11 protein-coding genes are annotated in these 13,940 nt (G+C 40.5%); 5 read left to right on the top strand and 6 right to left on the bottom strand.

Annotation, left to right across the window (positions count from 1 at the left end; translation table 11 throughout):
• Positions 1–45: 45 nt before the first annotated feature.
• Together IZT61_RS18685 and IZT61_RS18680 are read left to right on the top strand one after the other, a co-directional pair.
• Complete coding sequence (locus tag IZT61_RS18685; protein WP_196098537.1) at positions 46–357, top strand: hypothetical protein; 312 nt, start codon at positions 46–48, stop codon at positions 355–357.
• A 542-nt stretch (positions 358–899) separates the two neighbouring features.
• Positions 900–1,184 carry a hypothetical protein gene (locus IZT61_RS18680; RefSeq protein ID WP_196098536.1) on the top strand — a complete coding sequence of 95 codons (285 nt, stop codon included), beginning with the start codon at positions 900–902 and terminating at the stop codon, positions 1,182–1,184.
• Between the two features lie 278 nt (positions 1,185–1,462).
• Here the strand turns inward: IZT61_RS18680 and IZT61_RS18675 are convergent, their stop codons facing one another.
• The 3 genes from IZT61_RS18675 to IZT61_RS18665 all read right to left on the bottom strand — a co-directional run bounded on the left by IZT61_RS18675 (position 1,463) and on the right by IZT61_RS18665 (position 5,709).
• Positions 1,463–2,461 (bottom strand): NAD(P)H-dependent glycerol-3-phosphate dehydrogenase, encoded by a 999-nt coding sequence (locus IZT61_RS18675; RefSeq protein ID WP_230383763.1) that lies wholly within the window; start codon positions 2,459–2,461, stop codon positions 1,463–1,465.
• 343 nt (positions 2,462–2,804) lie between these two features.
• Positions 2,805–4,148: an efflux RND transporter periplasmic adaptor subunit gene (locus IZT61_RS18670; protein ID WP_196098535.1), complete on the bottom strand. Its 1,344-nt coding sequence runs from the start codon at positions 4,146–4,148 to the stop codon at positions 2,805–2,807.
• Between the two features lie 124 nt (positions 4,149–4,272).
• Positions 4,273–5,709 (bottom strand): TolC family protein, encoded by a 1,437-nt coding sequence (locus IZT61_RS18665; protein ID WP_196098534.1) that lies wholly within the window; start codon positions 5,707–5,709, stop codon positions 4,273–4,275.
• Positions 5,710–5,783: 74 nt separating this feature from the next.
• On the opposite strand from IZT61_RS18665, the gene IZT61_RS18660 reads away from it, so the two are divergent.
• Together IZT61_RS18660 and IZT61_RS18655 are read left to right on the top strand one after the other, a co-directional pair.
• Positions 5,784–6,440 (top strand): polysaccharide deacetylase family protein, encoded by a 657-nt coding sequence (locus IZT61_RS18660; RefSeq protein ID WP_196098533.1) that lies wholly within the window; start codon positions 5,784–5,786, stop codon positions 6,438–6,440.
• Between the two features lie 401 nt (positions 6,441–6,841).
• A complete protein-coding gene (locus tag IZT61_RS18655) occupies positions 6,842–9,121 on the top strand; it encodes an aconitate hydratase (protein ID WP_196098532.1) in 2,280 nt (759 codons plus the stop codon).
• A 213-nt stretch (positions 9,122–9,334) separates the two neighbouring features.
• Here the strand turns inward: IZT61_RS18655 and IZT61_RS18650 are convergent, their stop codons facing one another.
• From IZT61_RS18650 to IZT61_RS18640, 3 genes are all read right to left on the bottom strand, one after another.
• Positions 9,335–9,724: a DUF2007 domain-containing protein gene (locus IZT61_RS18650; protein WP_230383762.1), complete on the bottom strand. Its 390-nt coding sequence runs from the start codon at positions 9,722–9,724 to the stop codon at positions 9,335–9,337.
• 196 nt (positions 9,725–9,920) lie between these two features.
• Positions 9,921–11,258 carry a GH1 family beta-glucosidase gene (locus IZT61_RS18645; protein WP_196098530.1) on the bottom strand — a complete coding sequence of 446 codons (1,338 nt, stop codon included), beginning with the start codon at positions 11,256–11,258 and terminating at the stop codon, positions 9,921–9,923.
• A gap of 181 nt (positions 11,259–11,439) precedes the next feature.
• Complete coding sequence (locus IZT61_RS18640; protein ID WP_196098529.1) at positions 11,440–13,254, bottom strand: MutS-related protein; 1,815 nt, start codon at positions 13,252–13,254, stop codon at positions 11,440–11,442.
• Between the two features lie 132 nt (positions 13,255–13,386).
• Between IZT61_RS18640 and rlmH the strand changes: the two genes are divergently transcribed.
• Entirely contained in the window at positions 13,387–13,860 is a 474-nt protein-coding gene (rlmH, locus tag IZT61_RS18635) for a 23S rRNA (pseudouridine(1915)-N(3))-methyltransferase RlmH (RefSeq protein WP_196098528.1), read from the top strand.
• Positions 13,861–13,940 lie beyond the last annotated feature (80 nt).

Genomic DNA, 13,940 nt, shown 5'->3' with positions numbered 1-13,940 from the left:
ATACACTGCATTACCCTATCATTGTATACTTTAATTCTAACTTCTATGACCAAAGATGTACTAAAAGAAAACAAAACGATTACTACCTATCAATTAATTGAAATGGTGATGATCAGGATTTTAGATTATAAACCGGTTGCTAACCAAAGGCCAAACGTACTGGAATTTAGAAATACAAACACGGATCTCTGCCATCATCATATTTTTATAGATACGAACGAGGCGATCGATTGCGTATCAAATGCCTCGATTGAAATTGCGTTTTTGAAGAATGAGCCTGACCAATGGAACAAAAAAGAGCAAATTTCGACGATGATAAGTACCGTGTTTGGTAACTTTATCAGAAGCACAAATTAGGGTAGCTGGTGCTACCCTAAAGCCAAAGCTTGATTCCCGCCAAACTTTGGTGTTTACATAGTAAACTTTTAAAACTAGCCATTATAGAAAGATTTAGTTGAAACTATTCCTAAAAATGATGCTTTTATAAAAAAGGAAAGGGTAGCCAACTTAATGACTACCCTTTAGATGTTTGTTTCCAATCATCTAAATTAACGCTCTCATACAAATGTATAACTAATAGCTGATTTTAGATTACGCTGTTGCTGGTTGTTCGCAAAACTGTAAATGGATGCCATTGAATCTGTAAAAACTTGTGAACATTTACCTGTTTTTGGCGTTGTTGCTAGAAGCTTTGTTATAAAAAACCTGAGTTGGATTATTAAACCTCCTCTTCTGGCGTTTCATCAGCTGTCTACATGAACGGTCGTCATCCTGAATTCATTTCAGGATCTTTATAGCGTGACCGCCCAGCATGACGGAATGGCCAACAAATGGATTGGAAGGTTTTTTTCGAAGTAATAATCTAACTCAGGTAAAACATCAAATATGAGGTAAAGCGCATGAAAACTATAGCACCATTCGAAATGCATATCGATCAGGACGGAAAAAGCGAGGTGATTTCCATCCAGCAAGAGCATACACTCTTTGAGATTATTCACCACGGGCGGGTTATTGGCGTACTAAAACCGCCCGGCGAGGATTGGCAGCTTTTACCTTTTGAACAAATTGCTGAAAAGATTCCATTGTTCGAAATCGACCTGAACAGGTCAGATCAAAGTGCAATAGAACTCCACGGGCCGCTCGTAAACCAAATAGTAGGCGAGATTGAAAATCGTTTAAGGTAACTGCAAATTCTAGGGCCTTATCCAAGAGGGATCGCCATTTTAAGAAGTCAGTTTCTTAAAAACAAAGAAGTGAAATAGCTCGGTTTAACGCTGTCATCCTGAGCGTACCGAAGGATCCGCAAGCGATGGAATTCAGAGCGCCAATAACCCACTGCGGTAGGGCGAGTCGGTGCCCAAATAGCATCGCTGCCCGTCCGGTAAGGCGAGCATTCAGAATGAATAACTCTTCGCGCTGAATAGACACTGTTACGAACCAAGTAGCGTACCCAAAAGTTAAATTAATTAAGCTGCTCGGCAAGCCACTTCATTTCGGTTTGGGGCGATCTATTTTCGTATAAAATTTGATGTACGGCTTTGCAAATTGGCATATCTACGCCGTAGGCCCCATTTTTAACGTGTATGCACTTTGCGGCGTAATAGCCTTCGGCAATCATGTTCATTTCCAACTGCGCCGATTTAACAGTGTAGCCCTTGCCCACCATATTGCCGAAAGTTCTGTTTCTGCTAAATTGCGAGTAAGCGGTTACCAATAAATCGCCCAGATAGGCCGATTCCATTATATCGCGGTTTATCGGGTGGACGGCATCAACGAAGCGTTTAATTTCGCGAATGGCATTGCTGATCAAAACGGCCTGAAAATTATCGCCATAACCGATTCCATGGCAAATGCCACTTGCTACGGCATAAATGTTTTTCAACACCGCAGCGTACTCGGTACCGAAAATGTCATCAGAAACATTGGTTTTGATATAACGATTGCTTAACAAAGAGGCAAAAACAGATGCAGAATCGATATCGGTACAGGCCAACGTTAAGTAGGAAAGTTTTTCTAAAGCAACCTCCTCGGCATGGCAGGGACCGCTTATTACCAAAATATCTCGATAAGGAACGCCATACTTCTCGTGCAGAAACTCCCCAATAATGAGGTTATCCTCCGGCACAATGCCCTTAATTGCCGAAACAATTTTCTTTCCTTTTAAATCGTCGGGAGTGATGGTTAATAACGATTCTTTTAAGAACGCCGCGGGCACGTTGAGAATAATAAAGTCAGCCGCTTTTATAATACCATTGATATTTGATGAAATATGGGCTTCCGGCAGCTTGATTTCGACAGAGCTGAGATAGTGCGGGTTGTGCTTAAACTTCTTGATGTGCTCAATGGCCACCTCGTTGCGCATCCACCAAAAAATTTCCTTTTCAGCTACATTATCCGAAAGCATCTTAACAATGGCAGTTGCCCAGCTTCCGCCCCCTATCATCGCTATTTTAGGTACCATATTTAAATAAAAGTGTAATTGTTTAAAAACGTATAAGGCAAAAGGTGTAAGGTTTAAGGTTTTAACTAAAGCGTCTTAACCTTAAACCTTACACCTCAAATTTTAAACCTTGCCTTAAGCATCGCAAGTTACAATTTCTTGCGCTGATAAACAGTTTTGAGCTTCATTTTTATGAATAAGGGTGTGAGGCAAAAGGTTTGGGCGTTAAGGTTCTGATTAAGCGGCTCAACCTTAACTTTACTACTCAAATTTTAACAGCTCCCTGTAAACGAAAAAAGGTGTAAGGCTTACGGGATTGACTACTTACCCCAAACCTTACACCCTAAGCCTTAAGCCTTTGACCTTATTTCTTACCGTCTTTGTTAAACAGTTGGTCTTTAGCTGTTTTTTCTACAATCATGCCATCCTTTAATTTGTTTTGGATTGCAGAATATGGACCTGTTACCACTTCCTGACCAGCTTTAACACCCGATTTTACAGCAATAAACTGATCATTTTGAATACCTGTAGTTACTTCTGTCTTCTTAACTTTCTTGGTTTTGGCATCGTAAGCATAAACGTATTGTTTTATCTTTTTATCTGATAATTTTGATTTCTGCTTATCAGTATTTTCCTGATTGCCGTTGTTGTTATTTGAATTATCAGTCGATTTTCCGGTATCGGTAAATACCGCTTGAATAGGAATCGCAAGGCCATTAACCGATTCGCTTTCAATGTCTACAGTTGCCGACATTCCGGGGCGGAAAATGGACTGTTGCTTACCTTCCATTTCCTCAGTTATTCTAACTTTTACCGAAAAATTGGTTACCTGATCTACCGAGGTTGATGTGGTAGTTCCAACCGCTGTTGATGAACTTGCAATTTCAGTTACTACGCCTCTAAATTTTTTATCAGAAAAAGCATCAACTTCTATTGAAGCCTTATCCCCTACTTTTACGCGGGTGATGTCGTTTTCGTTTACATCCACATTTACCTCCATTGATGAAAGGTTGGAAATGCGCATAATTTCAGTTCCTGCCATTTGTGATGTACCCAAGATACGATCGCCCAGCTCGATTGATAGCTTAGAAACCACGCCGTCAACCGGGGCATAAATAGTGGTTTTGGCTAGGTTTGCTCCTGCTTCTTTCACATTGGCACCTGTTTGCTCTAAAGTGAATTTGGCACCCGTTACATTTTCTTTTGCACTGGCCAAAGTTGCCTTAGCGGTTAAATAAGCTGCTTTTGCTGCATCAAACTCCGATGCTGATATTACTTTTTTGTTAAAAAGCTCTACATTACGTTTATAGGTGGCCTCTGCGTTAACAAAGTTTGCCTGGTTTTGCACTAATTCTTGTTGAGCGGCGGCTACGTTTGCCTTTTGGGCATTATAGGTAGCTACCGTGCGCTCATAACCCGATTGCAATACATCTGGGCGAACTTTACACAACAATTGCCCGGCTTTTACAATATCGCCTTCCTTTACCTTTAATTCCACAACCTCGCCCGAAACCTCAGAGCTTAGTTTCACCTCTGTTTCTGGCTGAATCTTGCCACTGGCAGTTACCGTTTCAACAACAGTTTTATTCGCTGCTTTTTCTGTAGTTACCTTTTCGGTTTTTTCGCCACCAATTACACCGGCCAGTTTCAGTCCGATAACCAGGGCAACGATTACGCCAAGGGCAATTAAAATGTGTTTCAGTTTCATAGTTGTTTATTGTATTTTGTATTGCTTTTTTTTATTGTATTTTGCCAATGTTTTCTTCGGCTTGATTATAATGATCAGGTGACTATAATGATTTCAATTTGTTTTTTAGCCTTCAGATTTTCGACTAAAACGTAATCTGCTTGCCTAAATAGTAATCGATTACTTTCGCTCTGAATAGCAGATCGTATTTTGCTTGTATAAAATCGATTTCAGCTTTGTTTCTGTTGGTTTGCGCCGTACTGTAATCTAATGAGTTGACTAAACCCACATTGTAACGCTGCTCAATTACAAAAAATGCATCTTTTTGAGCTAAAAATGCTTTTTGCGTTGATGAATAGCGCCCCTCAGCCGCCTTCAAATCATAAACTGCCTGTGAAATAACTTTGCTCAAATTATTCTTAGTGAGCTGCTCGTTCACTTGGGTGTTTTGATAGTTGATTTTTGCCCTACGAACGTTTGATCTTGTTAAAAAGCCGTTGAAAATAGGAATCGAGAGATTCAAACCTACATATTGATTAAAATTATCTTTTATTTGAGATCCAAACGTTTGCTTACCTAAAACAGTAGTAAAATCTGGCACAACTACAGATTCATTTGTAACCGCTGTTCTTCCAATTTCAGTAAATCCGTTTGGCGTTACCGACAGTACCCTACTTCGTCCGCTCGAAAAATTTGTACCTAAACCGGCACCGATCGATAATCTTGGATAGTACGAAGATTTAGCAATATCAACGCCTTTTAAAGCCGCCTGAGTCCTTAATGAAGCTAATTTAACATCAGGAAAAGAGTTTAATGCACTGTTAAAAATTGTATTAATATTATAATTGTCTTGCAAAGAATAGTTCTCATTTACTACCGGCGCCTTTACCTCAAACGTATGTTCAGGTGGCATTTCCATCAATTGGTTAAGGGTAAGATAGGAAACAGACAAAGTATTTTCTGCGTTTGTTGTATTCAACTCGGCCGTTGCAACTTGCGATTTTGCTTGAGAAATGTCCGCCAGCGTTTTATTTCCTGCATCCAATAACGCTTGTTCACGTCTCAAAGTTTGCTTGGCGACTTCTAGCTGTTGTTGCGAGGCCGTCAATAAATCCTTATTGTACAAAATTTGCATGTAAGAGGTTACAACTTGCAAAATCAAATCGTTCTTGACCTTTTCAACATTAGTTTGATCGGCGGCGAGCAAAAGTTTGTTTTGCCTGATCTGGTTTAGCTTTTGAAACCCCTGAAATAAGTCGGCACTCGTTGATAAGCTACCATTTGCAGATGAAAATTCTTGTGAGATAAACTGGTTGGTTGATGGATCGATACTGCGACCAAAGTTTTTGTTATAACTTGCCGACCCATTTGCCGTTGGTAAAAGTGCATTTTTCGACTGTCTTAAGTTTTCCTCGCTCAAAGCAGCGCTAAAAGCAGCCTGTTTAATGTTTAAATTGTTTTTTAAGGTGTTTTCAACGGCCTGTTCGATGGTAATGACTTCCTGGGCCTGAATAACCTGGCTAAAACTCAATGTAAATAATAATGCAGTTCCGGTAACTAACTTATTGGTAAAAATCTTCATAATTTGTTTTCAAATCTATATAAACAACTTCAATAATTTCAATCTGTGCAGGCATTTGCTAACTTTGATTACAAATGTACCTGATCAAATCGCCGCTTCTGCTAAAATGGTATTATCCATCGCTACTTTGGAATAAATCACGCACCGAAAAAGTTATTTATTTGACCTTTGACGATGGACCTATACCCAATGTTACAGATTTTGTGTTAAAAACTTTAAAAGCATTTAATGCAAAAGCCACTTTTTTTTGCATTGGCGACAATATAAAAAAACACCCCGACGTTTTCGAACGTGTTAAAAATGATAAACATGCCATCGGAAACCACACTTTTAACCATTTAAAAGGTTGGAAAACCGACGACGAAACGTATATCCAAAACACGCTAAAATGCCAGGAACTAACCCAAACCAACCTCTTTAGGCCACCTTACGGGAGAATAAAAAAGTCGCAAGTCCGAAGTCTTAAGTCACTAGTTTACGGTCCAGAGCCCGACTCGAGACTAAAGACTATCGCCTCAGGACTTAACATCGTAATGTGGGATGTACTCAGCGGTGACTTCGACACGAATCTCAGTCCCGAAAAATGTTATCGAAATGTGATTAAACATGCTGAAAATGGTTCGATAATCGTTTTTCACGACAGTTTGAAAGCTTTCGACCGCCTTGAGTACGCCCTGCCAAGGGTTTTGAAACATTTCGCTGATAAAGGTTTTGTTTTTTCATCGTTGTAGGGCGAAGCGCTATTCTTATGCCAAGATCGATCGGCAAATTTCGTTATTGATTTACAGCAAGTTAAACTGAATTACTGTTATTTTACTGTTCGTAAGCGGACATCCCTGTGCGTTTGTGAACGCTCCTACTAACAAAGACTTGCCAAAACCTTGATACCCCGATTGAACAGAAAGCCCACAGCTTAGCGACGACTTGAAGGCAAAGCCGGAAATAACGATGATTGAAAAACTCCAATTGTGCTACATAAAAAATATTTAGCTTGTTGAAGCCATACCTTTACCTATTTATTTAGAATATTTCCAAATAATACAATCATGGCAGGATAGGATTAAGGGGCGCATTTTTTTTGTAAATTCGCACCTATTAGAATAGAAGTATTACCTTTTAACCAATAAAATCGATGGCTTTTGATATAGACATGATAAAAAAGGTGTATGCAAACTTCGGCAGCCGCGTTGAGGCTGCTCGCAAAGTAGTTGGCAGACCTTTAACCTTATCTGAAAAAATATTGTATGCACACCTTTGGGACGGCGATCCTAAAACGGCATTTAAACGTGGTTCTGATTATGTAGATTTTGCACCGGATCGTGTTGCGATGCAGGATGCAACGGCTCAAATGGCGCTTTTGCAGTTTATGCAAGCTGGTCGCCCGCAAGTTGCCGTTCCTTCTACTGTTCACTGCGATCACTTAATTACCGCTAAAGAGGGTGCATCGATAGATTTACCTCATGCTAAAACTGAAAGTGCCGAGGTTTTTGATTTCTTGTCGTCTGTATCAAACAAATATGGTATCGGTTTTTGGAAACCAGGAGCTGGTATTATTCACCAGGTGGTTTTAGAAAATTATGCCTTCCCGGGTGGAATGATGATCGGTACCGATTCTCACACTGTAAATGCAGGTGGCTTGGGTATGGTTGCCATTGGTGTTGGCGGTGCCGATGCCTGCGATGTAATGGCTGGTTTGCCTTGGGAGCTTAAATTTCCTAAATTAATCGGCGTTAAACTAACCGGAAAGTTGAATGGTTGGACAGCTGCTAAAGATGTTATTTTAAAAGTTGCTGGTATTTTAACCGTAAAAGGTGGTACCGGTGCAATTGTAGAGTATTTTGGCGATGGCGCCACTTCTATGAGCTGTACTGGTAAAGGAACCATTTGTAACATGGGTGCCGAAATCGGCGCAACTACATCTACCTTTGGGTACGATGAGAGCATGGAGCGTTATTTGCGTGCTACCAACAGAAATGAAGTTGCTGATGAAGCCAACAAGATAAAAGAATATTTAACTGGTGATGCTGAAGTTTATGCTGATCCTGAAAACTATTTCGACCAGGTAATTGAAATTGATCTAGATACTTTGGAACCTTATTTAAACGGTCCTTTTACTCCAGATTTAGCTACTCCGGTTTCGCAAATGAAAACTGAAGCGGAAACAAACGGCTGGCCTTTAAAGGTTGAATGGGGATTGATTGGTTCTTGTACCAACTCTTCGTACGAAGATTTATCGAGGGCAGCATCGATTGCTAGTCAGGCGATTTCTAAAGGGTTAAAAACTAAAGCTGATTTTGGTATCAACCCGGGATCGGAGCAGGTGCGCTATACGGCAGATCGCGATGGTTTTTTAAAGACTTTTGAGGATTTAAATGCAACGATCTTTACCAACGCCTGCGGACCATGTATTGGAATGTGGGACAGAACTGGTGCCGAAAAGGCAGAGAAAAATACAATTGTACACTCGTTTAACAGGAACTTTGCTAAACGTGCGGATGGTAACCCGAATACATTTGCGTTCGTTGCTTCGCCTGAAATGGTTGCTGCAATTGCAATTTCTGGTAACCTGGGCTTTAACCCTTTAACCGATACTTTAACGAACGATAAAGGCGAGCAGGTGAAGTTAGATCCGCCTACTGGTGATGAATTACCGACACGCGGTTTCGCGGTAGAGGATGCGGGCTATCAGGCTCCAGCTGCCGACGGCTCAAACGTGGAAGTAATTGTTTCGCCAACATCACACCGTTTACAGTTGCTAGATCCTTTTACTCCGTGGGAAGGCACTGATTTAAAAGGCTTAAAACTTTTAATAAAGGCTAAAGGTAAATGTACAACCGATCATATTTCTATGGCCGGCCCGTGGTTAAAATTCCGTGGTCACTTAGATAATATTTCGAACAATATGTTAATCGGTGCGGTAAACTACTTTAACGATAAAACAGATACTGTTAAAAACGAATTAACTGGCGAATACGGCCCGGTTCCTGCTACTCAGCGTGCTTATAAGGCTGCTGGTTTTGGTTCGATTGTAATTGGCGACGAAAATTATGGAGAGGGTTCATCACGTGAGCACGCTGCTATGGAGCCTCGTCACCTGGGTGTTCGTGCGGTATTGGTGAAATCGTTTGCCCGTATTCACGAAACAAACCTTAAGAAGCAAGGTATGTTGGGCTTAACGTTTGCCGACAAAAATGATTACGACAAAATTTTGGAAGACGATACCGTTGACATTTTAGGCTTAACGGAATTTGCTCCTGATAAACCTTTAACGTTGGTTTTACACCATGCAGATGGTACTGAAGAATCGTTCCTTGTAAACCACAGTTATAATGCGCAACAAATCGACTGGTTTAAGGCTGGTGGTGCATTGAACATTATCAGAGCTGAAGCTGCAGCGAAAGCGCAAAGCTAAAAGACTAAAGCAGAAAGGTTTCCTATCCCCGTCATTGCGAGGCACGAAGCAATCTCTTCACAAAAATCCCGTTTTAAGTAAAATCAAAACGGGATTTTTTTTGTTTACAGCTCCGTTGGTTGAAACCAACGGCAATGAGTTTACAAATTAGACTGACTGTCATGCCTATTTTACTTTGCCGTCTGGCTTCAGCCGACGGATATAAATTAATCCTCATTCAAATTCGAAATCACAATCGTAGCAATGGTGGCATTTTTTAGCAAAAGCCGGAGTTGTAAATGTTAGGAACGAAAGTATGATCGCAAAAAGGCCATGCTTCTGTTTTGTTGCCAGGCCGAAACCTACATTCTTTGAACCGCATCGTCCACAAACAACATTTGTAGCCTCAACATGAGCAAATTCTGACGTTTCCAAATCGAGAGATTCACCACTATCTTCTTGCAATAACTGGTTAATTGCCTCAACATCTCGCTCAAAAACAACTAGCTTAACGCCACCAATAGCTTGATTATACAACGGATTTAGCGTGGCAACATTTTCATCTGCAAGGAAACATGCAAACCCTGAATCTTCAAGCTTTGCCCTGATTATATTGGCTTCCATCGGATTATAGTAAGTGCTATAGACTGTCGTTCTATCATTCATGCAGGCAATTTACATATTTAAAGCGCCAAAGTTCAATCATAAAAACGCAACACGGTTTAAATTTCTACCTCTTTAACAGGTGGTTATGATTTTTTTCTTTTTACCGAGCACCATTCGATAGCTCACCTACCGAGGTGTCTTTGGGCAACCCGTCTTAATTCTTCAAAAACTCATGCCACCAATGGCCCGAATATTTGATGGTTCGTTTTAGCGTTTTGAAATCAGTATGTACCAATCCAAACCTGGCGTTATAGCCCTCGGCCCATTCAAAATTATCCATCAGCGTCCATGCCATGTAGCCCGTGATGGCTATCCCTTCATTTTTCGCCTTCAATAACGCCGCTAAATACAGTTTATAATATTCGATTCTTTCGGTATCTACAATGTTCCCGTCAGCTACTTTGTCGTGATACGCTGCGCCGTTTTCGGTAATCATAATGTTGTTGATGTTCGGATAGGCGGCAAACTGCTTAATAATGTTGTAAAAACTAGCTGCGTTAACCTCCCAGCCCATGGCGGTATGCGGTTTTTTTCTACTTTTTGCTTTAACCTCCCATGCCTGTATTACAGGAATAAAAGCATTGTACTTTACCGTAAGCGGAAAATAATTTTGAAGACCGATAAAATCAAAATCGAATTTCATCCTGTTATTTAATCGCCACGTGCCATATTCAATCTGAAATTTCTCTAGTAAATCCCAATCCGCACTTGGAAATCCCATTCCTAGCGCCGGTTCTACAAAGAGGCGGTTTATTAAACAATCCACCCGTTTGGCCGCCAGCAAGTCGTCATCGCTTTGTGTATAAGGCAAAATCTCAGAACATGAATAAGTGGTCCCGATATTGGCATTTCTTATCTCCGATCGGAGAATATTGCCCCCGTCTGCTTGTGCCAATGCCGTATGTAAAACAGCGGGAAAAAAGTTGCTTAAACCTGTTTTGCCTGGCGCATGAACGCCTAACATGTACCCGAGCGAGGTGTATCCGAAAGGCTCGTTCAGTACGATCCAATTTTTGACTTTATCACCAAATTCTACTGCGCAGAACTTTACAAACCCATTAAACGCTTCATTGATACTAAAACTCGTCCACCCGCCCTCATCCTCGAGTGCCTGCGGCAAATCCCAATGGTAGAGGGTAACGTAAGGAACAATGCCCTGCAATAAACATTCATCAATTACGTCATGATAAAAACGCACGCCTTGCTGGTTAATTTCTCCTCGACCGAGCGGAAATATTCTTGTCCAGGCAATAGAAAACCTGAATACACCGAAACCTAAATGTTTAACAAGGGCAATATCTTCGATGTATTTATGATAAAAATCGCAGGATGGATTCGGTTTGTGACCTTTTTTAATTTTACCGCTTTTGGCCGAAAATGTATCCCAAATGGACGGACCTTTGCCATAATCGGCCGCAGCTCCTTCTATTTGAGCAGCTGCAACAGCAACTCCCCACAAAAAATCAGCACCGAAATCACTGGATTTTATCATTTTATAAATTGATGAGCGTAAGTTGCAAGTTTAATGTTAAGTGAAAATTAACAAGTTATGTTTTAAGCGCTTCATGCTCAAAACTCCATTATTAAGTTATCACCTTAAACCTGGTGCCTATTAAAGTTGCTCAAACCGCATGGTATCTTTCAGCACTCCGTTTTATGGTTATCGCAACGTGTTAATCCAAAGCTAGTCCAATCTCTTTCAATAAAATCGCTGCGTTAAATGTTGAGCAAGGCCCCTGTTTTAATTTATAATCGAACTTCATTTCGCCTTGTATTATCGAAATATCGAAATGGAAGTTCCGCAAGGTTTTTGGGTGGTCTTCTTTTAAATCGGCGAGCTGCAGATCGTGCGTTGCAAAAAGCGCCGGCGTTTTTTCGGCGATAAGCTTTTCAACAAACACTTTCGAGCCCAAATATTTATCGCGGCTATTGGTACCACGCAACATTTCATCGATTAGTACGAAGGTATCTTTATCGTTTACAACATGATCCAAAATCATCTTTAACCGGTTAAGTTCCGCCTTAAATGTTGAGGTGCTTTCGTTCAATGAATCCTTGATACGCATGTAAGTATTGAGCGCAAAAACCGAAAGTCGCATCTTTTTTGCACAAACGGGGGCACCGGCATAAGCCAAAACCATATTAATGCCAAGCGTGCGTAAAAATGTACTTTTGCCGGCCATGTTTGAGCCTGTTATAATATCTACCGTGGGCGCTGTTTCAACCCCAAAACTGTTATTTACCCGAATGTTTGGCGAAATAAGTGGGTGCCCAAGCGCTTCGGCAGCTAGGGCAAACTGATCTGTTATCTCTGGCATGCACCAGTCGGGCTGGTTATAGGCGGTTGTAGCAAAAGAGATCAGTTCCTCAAAATCGCCCAGGTGGTTAAGGCCCGAAACGACATCGCTTGATGATGATCGATGCCATTTATCAAGATTGATACAGCACCTTAAATCCCAAAGAAAAAGCCCGTTTAAAATACCACCTACGAGAATATTTAATCGGGCGTCGAAATTTTGGATCACTTTAGAGAGACTTTTAATCTCGCGGCTTACAGGAACTCTGGAATCGAATAGTTTAGTGATATAATTGCTTTTCCAATCTTGCGTTTCGGCCCAGCGAATTGCACTGGCATAACTGTTTAAAAGGTTTGAGCTGCCACCAAAGCTATAGAACACCAAATTTATTTTGGCATTTAACATTACGTTAAGCCCAATGTGGCCAACAAGAAACAGCACAAGCAATTTCCAAAAAATAGTGCTGAAAAATAGGGCCGCGGCAATAAGTACCAGCGAAATAAATGGTGCAATTGCAACATAGGATTTTAATAAAGGCCCCCGAACAAAGGCCAGTTGTTCGCCGAGCTTAAATTTTAATTGTTCTTTTATTTGCTCAATTTTGCCTGCGTCGTGTGCGTGTAAATTGGCCCTGAAATCGAACGTATGCTGTATCTTATCGTGAATTTCTAATATTGCCTCCTGACGCATCAAAATAGCTGACGGATCGGTTTTATTAGCAAGCTTTTGCGCTAACAGCAAATTCCCTACAACGGTATTGCAGCGATTAACCAATGCGAACAGTGAAGATTGGCCAAAAATATCAAGATCGGAAGTATATGGATGGCTTTCCGATTCGAACTTCGATCCGTTATCATATCCGTTTTGTTCGCCGTTAATAACATTCCATTCGTTTTGATACACCCACAGCAATTGCTTCTGGTATTCGATTTTTCGATCGAGTATACTTTGTTTGCGTACAATAATTACAAACACAACGATGGGCACAATTAAACCGATTTGAACCAGTATGCGCCAACCATTGTCGGCGGAGTTTAGCAGTAAAACGAAGAAAAGTATTTCGGCCAGAAACAGTCCAATCCTCACAAGCGAAAGGTGATCTATGCTTCGTTTTGTTACCTCAATATTTGCTTCAGCAGTTTGTATTTTTAGGTTATAATCTGATAAAATTTCTGATGGCGTTATCGACATGGGTGTGGCTTTTATATGTTTTTGAAAAGCTTCAAAATGCAGCGTCGCAGACTATTTTCAATTCGTGTCCTTAATCGCTCACATTTTTTCTAAGTTTGAATCTCAAAACCATAAAGATAGGCAAATTATTAGATGAAGATTACCTTAATTGCAATTGGCAAAACGGAAGACAAGTACCTTATAGAAGGAATTGAGAAGTATATCAATCGGCTTAAACATTATATAAACTTCAATTTTTTAGCAATACCGGATGTTAAAAATGTTAAAAACCTGAGCGAAGCGCAGCAAAAAGCCAAAGAAGCAGAATTATTGCATAAACAAATCAACAATGGTGATGTTGTAATTTTATTGGATGAAAAAGGGAAGAAATATACGTCTGTTGCATTTTCGGCTTACCTGAATAAACAAATGGTAGGTAGCGTTCAGCATTTAATTTTCATCATTGGCGGGCCATATGGTTTCGATGAAAGTATCTACAAACGGGCGAATGGCATGCTCTCATTATCTGACATGACTTTCTCTCACCAAATGATTCGTTTGTTTTTTGTAGAGCAATTGTACCGGGGATTTAGTATATTAAAGGGCGAACCTTATCATCATGCTTAATTGCTAGTGGGCAATTTGCAATTAACAGTTTAAAGGAAGCATTGTTTATGGTTACAAATCATTAACTACGTCTCTCCCCT

It is taken from the genome of Pedobacter endophyticus (assembly GCF_015679185.1).
Classification (GTDB): Bacteria; Bacteroidota; Bacteroidia; order Sphingobacteriales; family Sphingobacteriaceae; genus Pedobacter; species Pedobacter endophyticus.
This window is presented reverse-complemented; position numbering and strand designations above follow the sequence as displayed.

Bases quoted from the DNA above. Each gene is read 5' to 3' on its own strand.
- IZT61_RS18655 (WP_196098532.1), top strand. From the start codon at position 6,842: ATGGCTTTTGATATAGACATGATAAAAAAGGTGTATGCAAACTTCGGC.
- IZT61_RS18680 (WP_196098536.1), top strand. From the start codon at position 900: ATGAAAACTATAGCACCATTCGAAATGCATATCGATCAGGACGGAAAA.
- IZT61_RS18685 (WP_196098537.1), top strand. From the start codon at position 46: ATGACCAAAGATGTACTAAAAGAAAACAAAACGATTACTACCTATCAA.
- IZT61_RS18675 (WP_230383763.1), bottom strand. From the start codon at position 2,461: ATGGTACCTAAAATAGCGATGATAGGGGGCGGAAGCTGGGCAACTGCC.
- IZT61_RS18665 (WP_196098534.1), bottom strand. From the start codon at position 5,709: ATGAAGATTTTTACCAATAAGTTAGTTACCGGAACTGCATTATTATTT.
- IZT61_RS18660 (WP_196098533.1), top strand. From the start codon at position 5,784: ATGTACCTGATCAAATCGCCGCTTCTGCTAAAATGGTATTATCCATCG.
- IZT61_RS18645 (WP_196098530.1), bottom strand. From the start codon at position 11,258: ATGATAAAATCCAGTGATTTCGGTGCTGATTTTTTGTGGGGAGTTGCT.
- rlmH (WP_196098528.1), top strand. From the start codon at position 13,387: ATGAAGATTACCTTAATTGCAATTGGCAAAACGGAAGACAAGTACCTT.
- IZT61_RS18670 (WP_196098535.1), bottom strand. From the start codon at position 4,148: ATGAAACTGAAACACATTTTAATTGCCCTTGGCGTAATCGTTGCCCTG.
- IZT61_RS18650 (WP_230383762.1), bottom strand. From the start codon at position 9,724: ATGGAAGCCAATATAATCAGGGCAAAGCTTGAAGATTCAGGGTTTGCA.
- IZT61_RS18640 (WP_196098529.1), bottom strand. From the start codon at position 13,254: ATGTCGATAACGCCATCAGAAATTTTATCAGATTATAACCTAAAAATA.